Annotated in this window: 12 protein-coding genes; 7 read left to right on the top strand and 5 right to left on the bottom strand. The window is 62.7% G+C overall.

Going from position 1 to position 15,767, the window contains the following annotated elements; all coding sequences use genetic code 11:
* Window position 1 precedes the first annotated feature (1 nt).
* Complete coding sequence (locus I41_RS00310) at window positions 2–244, top strand: DUF2442 domain-containing protein (protein WP_145429865.1); 243 nt, start codon at window positions 2–4, stop codon at window positions 242–244.
* Here I41_RS00310 and I41_RS00305 read toward each other — a convergent pair.
* Window positions 241–1,302 carry a dockerin type I domain-containing protein gene (locus I41_RS00305; RefSeq protein ID WP_145429863.1) on the bottom strand — a complete coding sequence of 354 codons (1,062 nt, stop codon included), beginning with the start codon at window positions 1,300–1,302 and terminating at the stop codon, window positions 241–243. The genes I41_RS00310 and I41_RS00305 overlap by 4 nt on opposite strands.
* Before the next feature lie 64 nt (window positions 1,303–1,366).
* Window positions 1,367–2,407 (bottom strand): hypothetical protein, encoded by a 1,041-nt coding sequence (locus tag I41_RS00300; protein WP_145429861.1) that lies wholly within the window; start codon window positions 2,405–2,407, stop codon window positions 1,367–1,369.
* Between the two features lie 181 nt (window positions 2,408–2,588).
* Between I41_RS00300 and recQ the strand changes: the two genes are divergently transcribed.
* Entirely contained in the window at window positions 2,589–4,811 is a 2,223-nt protein-coding gene (recQ, locus tag I41_RS00295; protein WP_145429859.1) for a DNA helicase RecQ, read from the top strand.
* Between the two features lie 127 nt (window positions 4,812–4,938).
* Here the strand turns inward: recQ and I41_RS00290 are convergent, their stop codons facing one another.
* Complete coding sequence (locus I41_RS00290) at window positions 4,939–5,877, bottom strand: cation diffusion facilitator family transporter (protein WP_145429857.1); 939 nt, start codon at window positions 5,875–5,877, stop codon at window positions 4,939–4,941.
* Between the two features lie 180 nt (window positions 5,878–6,057).
* On the opposite strand from I41_RS00290, the gene I41_RS00285 reads away from it, so the two are divergent.
* The 5 genes from I41_RS00285 (at window position 6,058) to I41_RS00265 (ending at window position 11,665) form a co-directional block, all read left to right on the top strand.
* Window positions 6,058–6,783: a hypothetical protein gene (locus tag I41_RS00285; RefSeq protein WP_145429855.1), complete on the top strand. Its 726-nt coding sequence runs from the start codon at window positions 6,058–6,060 to the stop codon at window positions 6,781–6,783.
* A 203-nt stretch (window positions 6,784–6,986) separates the two neighbouring features.
* The gene (locus I41_RS00280; protein ID WP_145429854.1) at window positions 6,987–7,562 is read left to right on the top strand and encodes a LemA family protein; all 576 of its coding nucleotides are present in this window, start codon (window positions 6,987–6,989) and stop codon (window positions 7,560–7,562) included.
* A gap of 262 nt (window positions 7,563–7,824) precedes the next feature.
* The gene (locus I41_RS00275) at window positions 7,825–8,976 is read left to right on the top strand and encodes an alpha/beta hydrolase (RefSeq protein WP_145429852.1); all 1,152 of its coding nucleotides are present in this window, start codon (window positions 7,825–7,827) and stop codon (window positions 8,974–8,976) included.
* 126 nt (window positions 8,977–9,102) lie between these two features.
* Entirely contained in the window at window positions 9,103–10,044 is a 942-nt protein-coding gene (gluQRS, locus tag I41_RS00270) for a tRNA glutamyl-Q(34) synthetase GluQRS (protein WP_145429850.1), read from the top strand.
* 163 nt (window positions 10,045–10,207) lie between these two features.
* The gene (locus I41_RS00265) at window positions 10,208–11,665 is read left to right on the top strand and encodes a TIGR04222 domain-containing membrane protein (RefSeq protein WP_145429848.1); all 1,458 of its coding nucleotides are present in this window, start codon (window positions 10,208–10,210) and stop codon (window positions 11,663–11,665) included.
* A 132-nt stretch (window positions 11,666–11,797) separates the two neighbouring features.
* Here I41_RS00265 and I41_RS00260 read toward each other — a convergent pair whose 3' ends face one another.
* Window positions 11,798–14,437, bottom strand: coding sequence for a M1 family aminopeptidase (locus I41_RS00260; RefSeq protein ID WP_145429846.1), 2,640 nt, complete (start codon window positions 14,435–14,437; stop codon window positions 11,798–11,800).
* A gap of 374 nt (window positions 14,438–14,811) precedes the next feature.
* Window positions 14,812–15,507, bottom strand: coding sequence for a response regulator transcription factor (locus tag I41_RS00255; protein WP_145429844.1), 696 nt, complete (start codon window positions 15,505–15,507; stop codon window positions 14,812–14,814).
* Window positions 15,508–15,767: the final 260 nt, after the last annotated feature.

Below are 15,767 nucleotides of genomic sequence, written 5' to 3'. Positions count from 1 at the left end.
CGTGTTACACGTCGTCAAAGCCGAACATGTCACTGATCACCGCATTCGCCTTTGGTTCAATGACGGAGCTCACGGTGAAGTCGACCTCGCGGACGTGTTGACGGGCCCTATCTTCATTCCGCTTCAAAATGTCGACTACTTTCGACAATTTCGATTGGAAGGAAACACCGTCGCTTGGGAGAACGGCGCGGACTTCGCCCCCGAATACCTGCATTCACTGCTGCCAGTAGACTCTTCGGTCTAGCGCGATCTGCGTCGCGCCCGCGATAGGATCGCCATCCCCGCCAACGTGAGCAACGCCGCTCCAGGCTCCGGCACGCTCAACGCTCCCCCGCCCGCCACGAACGCCCGCTGCCACAGCAGAAAATCGGCGCCGTCCACGCGCCGATCGCGATTCGCGTCGCCAAACGCCATGCTGTCGATCTCTAGCCCAGTCGCCCCGTAGTTGGCTTTGAGAATGTTGAGGTCGGCGGCATCGACCAGGCCGTCGCCATTAAAATCTTCAAACTCGGCGACCGTGTAGCCCATGTCGCGCATCGACTGCACCGTAAATCGCGAGATAAACGGTTCGCCATAGTCGGGGTCGATGGCGCCGGTCATCAGTTCGAGACCGCGATCGCGACCATACTGATCGGTGACTCCCACGAGCGGCGACAGGCTAAACGGATCGTTCGGATTTCCTTCCTGCACACTGCTGCGCATCAGCTGGTCCCAGTGGGCGTTCTGCGTGCCGGGGTTGCCGGCGTTCTCCACCGGAATGAACGGCGTCGCCTGATTGAACTCGGCCTGATAGGCCGCGGTCCCATAAACGCCGGTGTATTGGAACGTATTGCTCACATAATCGCCGTTGCTGATCCAGAGCGTGCCGACGCCCAGCACATGCCCCACTTCGTGCGCGAGCAACTCGTCGATGTAATTGCGACCGTTGGCGCCGACGCCCTGCCAGTTGGCGAAGTTCTCGATCTCGTTGACATTGATATCAACGAAGCCGCTTGTCGCCAGCGTGAATCCGCCTTGAACGCTCGTCGTGAGAAAGTTGGCGGCAGCCAACCCGCCCGTGGTCGGGCGAATCTCTATTGGCACGCTCGGGACGCTGGTGTTCGGCTGGTAGCCGGTGAGCACCGTCTCCCACATCCGTTCGACGCGCAGCAGGGCGGCGGTGAGGATGTTCAGTTCGTTGGCGTCGAATTGATTGCCGGGGTTCCCGATGGAGAACTGCAAATCAAACGCCCCGGCGCGCGGCAATCCGCCAAGCCACGTCAGCGCAACCAGCGTCAGAACGATGGCGAGCGGCTGACGCACGACGATGTACCGTGAGGGAATTCTTGGACGTTTGTTAGATCCAATGACGCTAGCGCAAACGCGTCTAGCCAATCGCCGCCCGCCGGCGGAGCCCCATGCCCAACATGGCGCATATCGCCAACGCCAGCGTCCCCGGTTCCGGCACGCCCGCAGCAGTTTGCCACAGCGCCAAATCCGCCGCGGTAATCATCCGGTCGCGATTGGCGTCGCCGAACGAAATGCTGTCGATCTCCAGCCCCGTGGCGCCCATGTTTGCGAGCAGGATATTGCGGTCGAGCAGATCGACCGCGCCGTCGCCGTTGAAGTCCTCGAACTTCGCGACCGTGTAGCCCATGTCGCGCATCGACTCCACGGTGAATCGCGACAGGAACGGCTCGCCGTAGTCGGGATCGATGGCGCCCGTCATCAGCTCGAGCCCGCGATCGCGCCCATACTGGTCGACGACGCCGACGCGCGGGTCAAGGCTCCAAGGATCGCTTGGATTTCCCTCCTGCGGACTGCTGCGCATCAGTTGATCCCAGTGGGCGTTCGGCGTGCCGGGGTTGCCGGCGTTCTCCACCGGGACAAACGCTGCCGCCTGATTGAATTCAGCCTGATAGGCCGCCAGACCGTGAGGGCCGGTGTAGTGGAACGTATTGGTGGAGTAGACGCCGTTGGCGACCCACAGCGTGCCGACGCCCAGCACATGGCCCACTTCGTGCGCCAGCAGTTCATCGATGTAGTTCCGGCCATTGGCTCCGACGCCTTGCCAGTTGGCGAAGTTCTCAATCTCGTTGACGTTGATGTTGACGAAGCCTTGCGTCGCCAGCAGGAACCCGCCTTGAGAAGTCGTGCCCGAGTAGTTCGCCGCCGCCAGCCCTGCGGTCGTGGGTTGAATGTTGATCGGAATCGCGCCGACGCTGATGTTCGGCTGGTAGCCGGTGATCACGGTCTCCCACACCCGTTCGACGCGCACGAGCGCGGCGTTGAGGATGTTCAACTCGTTCGCGTTGAATTGTCCTCCTGGATCGGAGATCGAGAACTGCAGATCGAAGGCGACCGAGCGCGGCAAGCCGACGATTGCTAGCATTGCCGCGAGCAGGAGACGAGTGGATAGGGGACGCATCGGGGCAGCTGTTCCGGAGGCTTGAGGTGCGGCGCCCTTCCATTATGAACGGTCGCCGCCAGCATCGCGACCATTTGGCAGACCGAAAACGGCGGGTGATTGTCGCTAAAACCGGCACATCCTATCGCCCAACCATAAAAAATCCCCCACCGGTCCCGCCCGTTGGCTAAAATTCCCTCCCATGTCGAGCCAGGTCGCCTCTCCCCCCCATGTCGAAGCCCAACTCCTGGAGGCCCTGCGCCGCTACTGGGGTTACGATTCCTTCCTGCCGCTGCAGGCCGAGGCAATGGGCGCCACCATGGCCCGGCAAGACTCGGTCGTCGTGCTGCCGACCGGCGGCGGCAAAAGCTTGTGTTATCAGGCCCCGGCCGTCTGCCGCGAGGGACTCGCCCTGGTCGTCTCGCCCCTCATCTCGCTGATGAAGGACCAGGTCGACGCCCTTCAGGCCTGCGGCGTCCCGGCGGCGGCGATCAACAGCACCCTCACCCCCGGCGAACGTCGCGACGTCGCCGAGCAGATCCGCCGCGGCGAGCTCAAGCTCGTCTACGTCGCCCCGGAACGGCTCCTCGCCGAGCGGACCCTGGAGTTCTTCAAGCAAACGCCGCTCTCGCTCATCGCAATCGACGAAGCCCACTGCATCAGCCAATGGGGGCACGACTTCCGCCCCGAATACCGCGGGCTGAAAATTCTGAAGGCACACTTTCCAGGGGTAAGCGTCCACGCCTACACGGCGACGGCGTCCGAACGGGTGCAGCGCGACATTGCGGATCAGCTGGGCCTCCACCAGCCGCAGATGCTCATCGGTTCGTTCGATCGGCCGAACCTGATCTTCCGCATCCGCCGGCCCGCTAATCGCTTCGCCGATGTCTGCCAACTCGTTGAGCAGCGCAAAGGCGAAGCCGGCATCGTCTACTGCATCAGTCGCAAGGAAGTCGACAAGACAGCCGAGGCGCTGCGAGCCCTTGGCTACCGCGCGCTCCCGTATCATGCCGGCCTGAGCGATGACCAGCGCCATCGCAACCAGGATGCGTTTCTCGACGAGAAAGCCGACATCGTCGTCGCGACCGTGGCGTTCGGCATGGGAATCGACAAGTCGAACGTCCGCTATGTCATCCACGCCGGGATGCCGAAGTCGCTGGAGCATTACGTCCAAGAGAGCGGTCGCGCCGGTCGCGACGGCCTCGAGGCCGATTGCTTGCTGCTCTACAGCGGTCGTGATGCGATCGTCTGGCGCGGGCTCATGGAGAAGGGCGAGAATGGCGCCGACGCCGCCGCGCTCCAGTCGCTCGCCGCCATGGAACGCTTCTGCGGCGGCGTCACCTGCCGCCACCGCGCGATCGTCAACTACTTCGGCCAGGAACTCGACAACGACAACTGCGGCGCCTGCGACGTCTGCCTCGGCGAGCTCAACCTCGTCGACGAACCGGTCGTCCTCGCCCAAAAGATCCTCTCGTGCGTCATTCGCCTCGACCAACGCTTCGGCGCCGATTACACCTCGAAGGTCCTCGCCGGTTCCAACGAGTCGCGCATTCGCGAGCTCGGCCACGACAGCCTGAGCACCTACGGCCTGCTGAGCGAGCATCGCCACTCGGCGATCCGCGAATGGGTCGAGCAACTCGTTGGCCAAGCCTACCTCCGCAAGGCGGGCGAATATGGCACGCTCGAACTGACCGAAACGGGACGAGCATTGCTCAAAGGGCAGGGGACGCCGCAACTCACGAAGCCCGCGCCCGTCGGGCGCGAAAGCAAAGCGCGCGGCGGCAAATCGACCGACAACTGGGAAGGGGTCGATCGCGGCCTGTTCGAAGAACTGCGCAAGCTCCGCACGACGCTTGCCAACGAGCATGGCGTGCCGCCCTACGTCGTCTTCGGCGACGCCGCCTTGCGCGACATGGCCCGCCGTCGGCCCAGCACGCTGGAGGCCTTCCTCGAAGTCCGCGGCGTCGGCGAACGCAAGCGGGACGATTACGGCGACGCGTTCGTCACCGCGATCACAGATTATTACTCCGACCGCGGCGTCCCGGTCGACGTGGCCGAGACAGGCTCCGAATCAACGCCGCCGCGCCGCACGCGCATCGACGACGCCGAAGGGCGCGCCGGGCCGAACGCCGCGACCACCGCGTCGTTCGGCCACTTCCGTCGCGGCGCGTCGATCGAAGAAGTGATGGAATCGATGGGCCGCGCCCGCTCCACGGTCGCCGGCTATCTCAGCGAATACCTGCGTTATGAGCAAATCCAAGACCCCAGCCCGTGGGTCGAAGACGAACTCGTCAAGCGGATCGAGCTCGCCATCGCCGAAGTCGGCCTGGTCGGCCTCAAACCGATCTTCGACCACCTCGGCGGCGATGTCCCTTACGAACACATCCGCATCGTCGCCACCTGCGTCGCGAACCGCGAAGGCTGATTACTTACCACGACGACACGAAGAACACGACGAATACAGAAGGATTGATGGCGATCATCCGCAGCGTCGACTAACTCTAAAATTCCTACTTGTCTTCTCGTCGTGCCGTCGTGGTTCAATTGATTCATCACACGTCGCACGGTCCATGTCCGCTCGGCTCAATATGCACCAGCGCATCGAGCACGCTCGCCTCGCTCGTCAGCAGCGCATCCTTCACCTCATGCGCAATCCGATGCCCCTCGCGCACCGGCATGTCGCCGTCGACCTCGACATGAATGTCGACCAACCACCCGAGCCCGCTCTTTCGGGCCCGGCAATCGTCGATCCCCGTCACCCCGGGCACGGCGGCGGCAACGGCGCGAATTCGCTCAAGCGTCTCGCCGTGCGGCGCCGCGTCAAGAATCTCTCGCAGCGCGTCCCGAAATAACCGCACGCCGTTGTAAGCGATCAGTCCACACGCGGCGAGCGCCGCCCAATCGTCGGCCGACTCGTAGCCCTTGCCGCCCCAGAGCGCGATCGAGATGCCAATGAACGCGGCAATCGAGGTGAGCGCGTCGCTGCGATGATGCCAGGCGTCGCTCTCCATCGCGCGACTTTCAATCTCGCGACCAGTCTGCACCAGCCAACGGAACAGCAGTTCCTTCACCGCAACGACGACCACCAGCACGATCAGCGTAAATACCTCGGGCGCCTGATGCGGCTTGCGAATCTCATGAATGCTCTGCACCGCCAGCACGCCGGCGACGACGACGAGTCCCGCAGCGATCACCAGCCCGGCAAGCGGTTCCGCCTTGCCGTAGCCGTAAGGAAAGCGGTGATTCGGATCGGCGGCCGCAACCTTGAGGCTTCCCCACACGGCGATCGAGCTAACGATGTCGAGCAGCGACTCCACGCCGTCGGCAATGAGCGCGTAGCTGTGCCCCGCCACGCCGGCGATCACTTTCACGGCGCCCAGCACGCCGCTCACCCCCATCGCCATCAGCGCCGCTCGCATCCCCCGGGCCGCCTGGACCGCGGAATCGGCGCGAGCCGCTGCAACGGTTGAGGTAGGGGAGGTGGTCGACATAAGGCGTGAGCTACACTTGGCTGCCGAAAGTCAGCGGCATCGTCAGGGGAGGGCGAGGCTCCCAAAGAATACGCCAAGCCGCCCGAACCGGCCATCGCCGCTGGGGCAAGATTCCTCGTCGCCGGACGAATTAGCGTTTACGATAACGACCGCTGAGCTCCCGACCCAACGCTAGAAACGATGGACTCACTCTTTGTCATCCTGATCTTCGGCGCCTTTGCCGCGTTACTCATCGGCGGCGCGATCTATTCGTACAAGCAGCAGCAAGCCCGACGCCTCGCACTTAGCGAACTTGCCGCCAAGCATGGCTGGCGTTTCGATCCGTCGAGCGACTATGACCACGACTCACGCTACAAGCAGTTCTCAATCTTCACGGCGGGCGAGTCCCGTTACGCCTACAACACCACCCGCGGCAGCCTGAAAATCGCGGATCGCGACTGGCCGCTGCAATATGGCGACTTTCACTACCAAACCACCACGACGTCGACCGATAGCGAGGGACGAACAACGACGAACACGCACACCCACTTGCTCAGCTACGTCATTGTCGAAAGTCTCTTCCTCGGAGCTCCCGATCTCTTCATTCGCAAGGAAGGCTTCTTCGACCGCATCGCCAGCGCGATCGGCTTCGACGACATCGATTTCGAATCGGTCGAGTTCAGCCGTAAGTTCATCGTCAAGAGCAACGACAAGCGATTCGCGTACGACGTCATCTCGCCGCAGATGATGGAGTTCATGCTCGCGACCACCCCGCCGACAGTCGACTTTCAGGGCGGCGTCTGCTGCCTGTATCATGGCAGCGTCTTGAAACCTGAAGAGTTCGCCGCAACGATCCAGTGGACCGTCGAGTTCTTCGAGCACTGGCCGAGACACGTCACCGCCGACTTGGCCAGCCGACTCCAATGACACCGGTCTTGCCGTTCATCCTTCAGTGGTGAACTCAATATCAACCATTGAACTAACTGCAATTCAAAAAAGACTTAAACACAAAGGACACAGAGAGCACGGAGAAGATAGAATTGCGGCTTTTAGGTCTTCTCTGTGTCCTGTGCGTTCTCTGTGTTGAAAGCATTTGTTGATAACAGCACCGCGTTTTACTTAACTGCCCCATGAACGACGCCGCCATCATCCTGATCCCCATCGGCGGCGTCGCGCTGCTTCTGCTCATTTGGCTGATCGCCACCTTCAACCGCCTGATGAGCGTCCGCCAGCATATGCGCGAAAGTTGGGCCGACATCGACGTCGAGCTCAAGCGGCGTTACGACCTCATCCCGAACCTCGTCGCCACAGTGAAAGGTTACGCCGCGCACGAACGTGGCGTCCTGGAGCAAGTCGTCAAACTCCGCAACACGGCCGCCGCCAACCACGGCGCGGCCGCCGAGCAGGCGGTTGACGAAACGGCGCTGGCCATCGGCCTCAAGCAACTCTTCGCCGTCGTCGAGAATTATCCGCAACTCAAGGCGGACGCACACTTTCTGGCTCTGCAGCAGGAGCTCGCCCTTACCGAAGACCGCCTCGCTGCGGCCCGGCGGTTCTTCAACGCCAACGTCCGCGAGCTGAATCAGCTCTGCGATACGTTTCCCAGCAACCTGATCGCCGGTATGTTTAGCGTGGAACGCGGGAGCTATTTCGAGGTGGCCAGCGACGCCGAACGAACGGCGCCCCGCGTCACGGTCGGCGCCTGATCCCATCAGCCGCTCGGTTCCAAGAAAAGAACCACGACGGCACAACGGACACGACGTAAGGAATCACTGAGAAGATGGAACCGCCGATAAACGCAGATGAACGCCAATAAGAATTGTCTGCGTTCATCCGCGTTTATCGGCGGTTTCATTTCTCAATCGCTGGCTTCTTCGTCGTGTCCGTTGTGTCGTCGTGGTTCAATTCCTCCGCATTTCCTTGGCGTCCTTGGCGGTTCAAAATGAACTTTTCTTGAAAGCAACCATCATGCGAATCCTTCTCTGCATCGCCTTCTTGCTCTTGCCGCTCGCCGCCCAAGCCGAAATCCAAACCCTCTTCCGCGGCGACTGCTACACCGAAGCCGAAGCCGCCGCGAAGCTCGCCGAGTTCGCCAAGCAGTACGATACCGGCGACCAGTGGCAGGCCCGCGCCAAAAATATTCGCGCCGGCATGCTCCGCGGCATGAATCTCGAACGTCTGCCCACGGCGTGCGACCTCAAGCCAATCCGCCACTCAAAGCGTCAGCACGACGGCTACACCGTCGAGAACGTCGCCTTCGAAAGCCTCCCCGGGTTCTGGGTCACCGGCAATCTCTACCTCCCAACCGACGCGAAAGGCCCCATCCCCGGAATCCTTTGCCCCCATGGCCACATGGCCGATAACCGCTTGATCGAGCAAACGCAAAAGCGCTCGGCCGCACTCGCGCGGATGGGCGCCGCCGTCTTCGCCTACGACATGGCCGGCTACGGCGAATCGATTCCCGTCGACCATCACCACAGCGAAACGCTCCGCCTGCAAACCTACAACAGCATGCGGGCGATCGACTTCCTCCTCTCGCTCGGCCTGGTCGACCCTGAGCGCATCGGCGTCACCGGCGAATCAGGCGGCGGCACGCAAACGTTCGTCCTGGGCGCCGTCGACCCGCGCGTCGCCGTCGCCGTGCCGGTGGTGATGGTCTCGGCCAACTTCTACGGCGGCTGCATTTGCGAAAGCGGCCTGCCGATCCACAAAGGCCCCGATCACGAAACCAACAACGTCGAAATCGCCGGCTGCATGGCGCCCAAGCCGCTGCTGCTCGTTTCCGACGGTCGGGACTGGACGAAGCAGAATCCCCAAGTCGAGTTCCCCCACCTGCAGCGCATCTACCAACTCACCGGCGCGCCACGCAACGTCGAGAACGCCCACTTCGCCGACGAAGGTCACGATTACGGCCCGTCGAAGCGGGCCGCGATGTATCCCTTCATGGCGAAGCACTTGAAGCTCGACCTCGCGAAGATTCAGAACGACAAGGGAGCGATCGACGAATCGTTCGTCATCGTTCATCCGCGCGAGGAACTGCTGGTTTTCCCCGCCGACAAGCCGCGGCCCGACTACGCGGTGACCGACGGCGACGTGGTAATGAGCCTGTTGAACCGCTAACCATATCCTGGGTGGCACGCCCTAAGGCGAAGCCGCAGGGCGTGGCGAACCCTCGTCAGACGCTCCACGCCCATCGGCTCCGCCTCTGAGCGTGCCACCCCACTACAGTGAGCCGCTAACCCCGCGATGCCGCGCACCCGCCTCGCCCCCTCGCCGACCGGCGCCCTCCACCTCGGGAACGCCCGCTCGTTCCTGGTGAACTGGGCCCTCGCGCGGCAGCAAGGCTGGGAGATCGTCCTCCGCGTCGAAGATCTCGACGGCCCGCGCGTCAAAGCCGGCGCCAATGAAGAAGCGATCGACGTGCTGCAGTGGCTCGGCATCGACTGGGACGCCGGCCCGTTCACGCAGCGGAGCGACCTCGCGCCGTATCGCGCCGCGTTGGAACAACTCGCGGCCCAAGGCGACGTCTATCCCTGTCGCTGCACTCGCAAGGAAATTGAAGCCGCCTCGCTCTCCGCTCCCCACGGCGACGAGCACGAGCTGCGCTACCCCGGCACCTGCCGCCCCGCGACGCCCACGCCGCTGCCGCCCGAGGCGCTCGAGCAATCAGGCGTCGCGTGGCGTCTGCGAGTTCCCGACGGCACGACGACGTTCATCGACCACGTCGCCGGCGAGCACATCCACAACATCGCCGCCACGACAGGCGACTTCCTCGTCGCGACGAAAGAAGGCCTGCCGAGTTACCAACTCGCCGTCGTCGTCGACGACGCCCGCCAGGGAATCGACCGCATCGTCCGCGGCGACGATCTGCTCGGCTCAACCCATCGTCAGCTGCTGCTGCAACATCGCCTCGGCATCGCCCCGCCGCCGGCGTACTACCACCTGCCGCTCGTGGTCGGCGCCGATGGGCGCCGCCTCGCCAAACGCCACGGCGACAGCCGCATCAGCCTCTATCGCGACCTCGGCGTCACGCCCGAACGCATCATCGGCCTCCTCGCCCAGTGGTGCGGCCTCGGCCCGCGCCGCAATCTATCGGCCACGGAGTTCCTCGCCGCGTTCGACCTCGCCAAACTCCCCCGCCAGCCCATCACCTTCACCGCCCAAGACGACGCCTGGCTGCGAGCCTAACCCTCCGCATACAAAAACTAGCCCCCCGTTCTTCAAACCGGGGGCTAACCGCCCGCCCCAACAAATCCGCCTTTCTCCACGCCTCAACCTCACGTTACCATCTGCTACGATCCAATCTACAACTCCCCGCAGCGAATAAACTGCGAACAGGAAAACAGGATCGATGAACTCTGAACATGAGACGCTCTGGCGTCGCCTGGAGCAATTTCAACTCGACGCTCCGGGAACGGCTCAACCCTTCACCGTCCGCCTCGCCCGCGAACAAGGCTGGTCGCTGCGGTACGCCGTTCGCGTGGTAGAAGAGTACCGACGCTTCCTCTTCCTCACCGTGACGGCCGGCCCCGCTTGTCCTTCGGAGCAAGTCGACGAGGCATGGCATCTCCATCTCTGCTACACGCGTGCGTATTGGAACGATCTCTGCCGTGACCTCCTTGGTCAGCCGCTCCATCACTCGCCAACTGAAGGCGGCGCCGAGCAGCTCGACTACCATCGTGAAATGTATCTGGCGACGCTGGCAGCCTACCGAATGGCCTTCGACTCTGAACCGCCGACCGACATTTGGCCGTCAGTCGACAAACGCTTCGACGGCGCCGCGAAAAAGACGATCGATCCGACTCGCCACTTCATGCTGCCGCGCCCTCGCATCGCGCCGCTCATACGTCAACTCCGAGGGCGACTGAGTCCGATCGCCTGGGTTGGCGGCGTCGCCCTTCTCCCGGCGTTCGGGGCAGCGTGGAATCCGCTCGATCTGCCCGGCCCGCAATTCTTGTGGTTTTACGGCGCACTGCTAGCGACGGCGATCATCGGCGGCTTCGCATTGCGGGGAGTGCTGCGCGAGCCGGACGACGGATCTCCCTTTCCGGAGCTCGACGCCTACGACATTGCCGTTCTTTCCGAGGGAGAGAAGCTCGCGATGCAGACGGCGCTGTGCGAAATGATCGCCGCGGGACAGCTGACGCTCGACAAGACCGATGGCCGTCTGAGCATTGTCGAAAACCACCGCCCTATTGGCGCCCCCGCACTGGTGCAAGCGATCTATGACGGACTCGCCCTTCGCCAAGCATCCGGGATCAGCGACGCCTACAACGCCGGTCAACTCGAAGCCGCAAGAATCGGCGTCAAGCTCGAATCGCTCCGCTTATTGGAAACGAAGGAGTCGACGCGAGACGCCCGCTGGGCGCCCGCGCTGCTGTGCGCCGCAGTAGCCCTGTTAGGCGGCCTGAAGTTCATCGTCGGAGTTGCGCGCGGCAAGCCGGTCGCTTTCCTCGTCGTGCTGACGGTTGCTGCCCTCCTGGCAGTCGTCACATTCGCTCGGCCGATCAGACAATCACTCCGCGGAAGGCGCCTTCTCCGCCGACTGCAAGTGAGACATCCCGATCTGAAGCGAGGCGATCAATTATTGACCCGTCCCCCAGCCGAAGTGGCTCTGGGGATCGCCCTCTTCGGCATCGCCTCGATGGCAACCGCAAGCGGCGGAATCGCGGACCTTCATCATTGGATGAGGCCGCAAGCCAAAGGCGGCACAGGCTGCTCATCCGATGGCAGCGGGTGTGGTGGAAGTGGTTGCGGCGGCGGAGGAGGATGCGGCAGTGGTTGCGGCGGCTGCGGCGGAGGCGATTAGTAAACGACGAAACTCTGCGAGCTCAGCCCCCGGCTCCGCCGGGGGATCGCGCACCATGCCTTAGCGGTTGGCAGCGCCATCACCGCTTCTACCCCCCGGCGGAGCCGGGGGCTGAAAAGGCTAACGTCACTCTTAGTCCTTCTTCTCCGCCGACTTCTCCTCAGCCTTCTTCTTCCCTTCCAACTCCTCGAGCTTCTTCTGCAGCTTTTCCTGCGACTCTTGCAACTCGCGAACTTCCTTCCGCAAATCGCCGACTTCCTTCGGCACGAGCGCCGTCTCCTTGTCGATCTCGCCAAGCGCCGCTTTTGCCACCGTAGCCAGCGTCCTGTCGGTCTTGTTCGTCGCGATCGGCGTCAACAGCGGCCGGGCGGCAGGGTGATGCAATTCGCCCAGCCCGCGAATCGCCGCTTCCTGCATCGTCTGCCGCGGGTGATTGAGGTAGCCGACGAAGAACTTGAACGCGCTCTCTTTCCGCTTACCGCGTTGCGACAGCTTCGCCACGGTGATCATCCCTTCGCTCACATCGCGCGGGTCAAGCGTCTGCTCGCGCAACTTGATCGTGTCCATCACCGCGTCGGCAAGCGCCGGATCGTTGAGATCGCGAATCACGCCAAGTGCGGCCCCAACCGGTTCGCCGCCCCACGATTGATCGCCGAGCGCCTTCTTCGCCGCCGCCGAAGCCGCATCCCCCTGGTAGCTGGCCAGACCGCGCAGCGCCGTGGCGACGACGGCCGGATTCTTCTCCGTTTCGAGCGTCGCCAGGAGTTGTTTCGCCGCATCTTCGCGATAACAGTAACCAAGCTCCTCGACGACGTGCTTCCGGACGCGCGCATCGTCCTGGTTCACGGAATCAAGCAGCGCCGCCACCGCTTCTTCGGTCCGAATCTTCCGCAGCGCCCTCGCCGCCGCACAGCGGACCCCGAAAAACGCATCCTCGTTGAGCGCCTTCTTCAGCGCCGCTACGGCATCCTGCGTCTTGACGTCGGCTAACTCGTCGCACGCCAGCACGCGACCGATCATGTCTTCAGCGTTGGCGAGCTGGGCTTCCAGCAGCTTGGCCGACTTACTGAAGTCGACCTTCGCCAGCAGCGTGTACTCCGGGTCGAACCGCACCACCTCCGGCTCCCCCGGCAGCGCAACGTAGAAGTCCTGCTTCTTGCCGTTGATCGTGATCAGTTCGTCATGCTCCTTGCCGTCGACGATAAACCGCAGCGTCGTGTCAATGTCGAACAGCAACACCTTGTCGCCGGTCTCTTGCGTCTGCTCGACGGTGACGTGCGCCAGCTTCTCCTCGGGGAGCCACTGGTAGCTCACCTTCAGCTGCGGCATCCCGCCGTGATAGACCCACTGATCAAAGAACCGATCGAGCGGCTTGCCGCTTAGCGCCTCAAACGCTTGCCGCAAGTCGTCGGTCACCACTTCGCCGAGCGCATGCTGTTCCAAGTAGGTTTTAATCGCCTTTCGATACGTCTCTTCGCCCAACTGACTGCGCAGCATGTGCAGCACCCAGCTTCCCTTGGGATATGCCCGGAAGTCGAACTGCTCGCGCGGAACCTTGTAATCGCGGTAAACGATCGGCCGCAGATCCTTCTCGTACGGACCGATGTCGTCGCGAGCATCGAGATAGAGTCCGTATAGCATCGCGTCGCGACCTTCTTTGTGCCCTTCATACAGCAGCGCATAAAACGTGGCGAAGCCTTCGTTCAGCCAGAGATGGCTCCAGTCCTTGCACGTGACATAGTCGCCAAACCACTGATGCGCCATCTCATGGGCGTCGAGCGAACGACTGCTCCGCACATTTTCGGTCGCGTCGCTATAGATCGTCCGCTGGGTGAGCGTCGTGATCGTCGTGTTCTCCATCCCGCCCCAGTGGTAGTCGGCGCAAGTCGCCTGGTCGTACTTGTCCCACGGATAAGGGACGCCAATCTCCTCCTCGTAAAACGCCATGATCGCCGGCGTGTCGCGGAACGCGAACTCGGCGTGCTTCGCCTTCGACGGCTGCGTGTAGAACCCCAGCGGTACGTCGCGATGCTTTGCTTCGAGTTTCTCCAGATGGCCGGCGATCATGCAGATGAGGTAGCTGACGTGCGGCTTCTCCTGCAGCCAGTGGACTTGCTTCATGCCGCCGTCTTCTTCCGTCTCGCCGACCAGCTTGCCATTGGAGACGACCTTCATCTCTTTGGGCACATGACAGATGATCTCGCTGCTCGCCCGCTCGTTCGGATAGTCGAAACACGGAAACCAGTGCCGCGCCTCGTGCGGTTCGCCTTGCGTCCAGCAATGATCGTCCCCTTCCGGCAGGCCCATCGCGGCCGTGCGGAAGTAGAGTCCCTCCACCGGCTCGGCCGAGTAATCGATTTCGACTTCCGCTTCTTCTCCGACAGGAATCGCCGAGTCAAACAACACGGTCACGCTTTCGTCGTCCGCCGAGAAATCGCTGATCGCGTGCTTCGAGCGGACGTCGCTCACCTTCAGCCGCGCACCGTCGAGCCGCAGCGACTTGACAGGCTTCAAGATGGGCGAGAAGCGAATCGTCGCCGTGCCCGCAACCGTTCGATGCTCAAAGTCGGGCGTCACATCGAGCTTAATGTGCTTCATGTCGACCTGCCGGTCGGGCGCATAGTTGCGACCGTTGCTCGCCTGCGGGGGGTCGGCCCAAGCCGCGAGCGCGTTGCAGTACCGGCAATCGGCCTGATGTTCGTTGGCGAAGAGGGATTCAACCGAGGCCAACAGCGCCACGGCAAACGCAAGCGACGACAGAAGATGACGCATCGATGGAGTATCTCAGAGGCTGGCGTGACGGGAGAAAGGCATACGCGAACGCGCTGCAAATTATACCGCTTTGCAGCCCCTGGCTCCGCCAGGGGGTCGCATCGCTAGCCGCAACGGCCAGGAGCGCGTATCGACCCCCGGGCGAAGCCCGGGGCTAGAAGACGGGAACAAACTCTACAACGCAGTAGCGACCCAATTGGATCGCGGCAGGTTCAGTCCTGCCTATTGTAGCCTATCCCGCGGCGCCTCGCGCCCAGAGACCGCCCCCAGGACTGGTCACTTAAGCGACCAGTCAGAACCCAACATCGATTCCGCCCCCACCGCCCATTCTGAGCCCCCGGTTCTTCAAACCGGGGGCCGGACCGGACCCAGAACTACATGATCAACAACCCGTCCCGGATCGCCCGCACCGCCAATTCCGAGCTCTTGTGAATCCCCAGCTTCTTCATCAACCGCGACTTGTGATTGTCGATGGTGCTCTCGGAAAGGCCGAGCATCTCGGCGCACTGCTTGACCGTACGACCCTCGGCCAGCAGCCGCATCACTTGCTGTTCGCGCTGAGAAAGAATCGAAATCGATCGCTGCTCCGCGGCGTAGTCGAGCTGGAAGCCGCGGTCTGTACGACGAATTCGCGCCGCCAGACTCGGGTCGAAGGCCCGCCGCCCAGTCTGCATCATGTCCGATATCGCCGCGGCGAGCGACTGCGACGGCGCCATGCGACTGTAGTAGCTGGTCGCCGGCTCGCCCAGAATTGCCGCCAGGCGAAATTCCATTGGCCGCGCGTCGAGCACCAGCAAATGCCCAATCGCCCCTTCGCGAACCAAGGCGATGCCGCGCTCCACGGCGCCGCCCGCAATCGCTGGATCGATCACCAGCAAACGCGGTTGGACGCGACGACAACATGCCACGCCCTCGTCAAGGCTCGTCGCCCAACCAGCGACCTCGCCGCCGATGCGATCTGTGCACCACAACGAGAGCGCTTCGCAATCAATCGCACTTGGCAGCAGCAGAACCAGCGTCCGCAACGGCGAATCGCTCGAACCGTTGTGCAGAGAAATTGGCCGGTGCATCGAGTCGCACTCCGTTAGCGTGTGGGCCTACACTCCGCGGCTGCATCTCTGGTGTTCCGGGAACAGACGTCGCTGCCCGCGGCGCCTTTCCCTGGCTGTTCCATCGGTCAAGAAAGCCTTTAGGGTGAAACACTTCCATCGACGACGCAGTGACGCCATGGCATCGCTGGCGATACGAGCCGTCCCAACAATAACGGGGAGAAACACGACAAAACGTCGCATTTTCTAACTTCCATAGTCATTGCTAGTGACAGACTTAT

Origin of the sequence: Lacipirellula limnantheis (assembly GCF_007746075.1) — a bacterium.
Classification (GTDB): Bacteria; Planctomycetota; Planctomycetia; order Pirellulales; family Lacipirellulaceae; genus Lacipirellula; species Lacipirellula limnantheis.
Note: the sequence above shows the minus strand (reverse complement) of the source record. Positions and strands in the feature narration are given on the sequence as shown.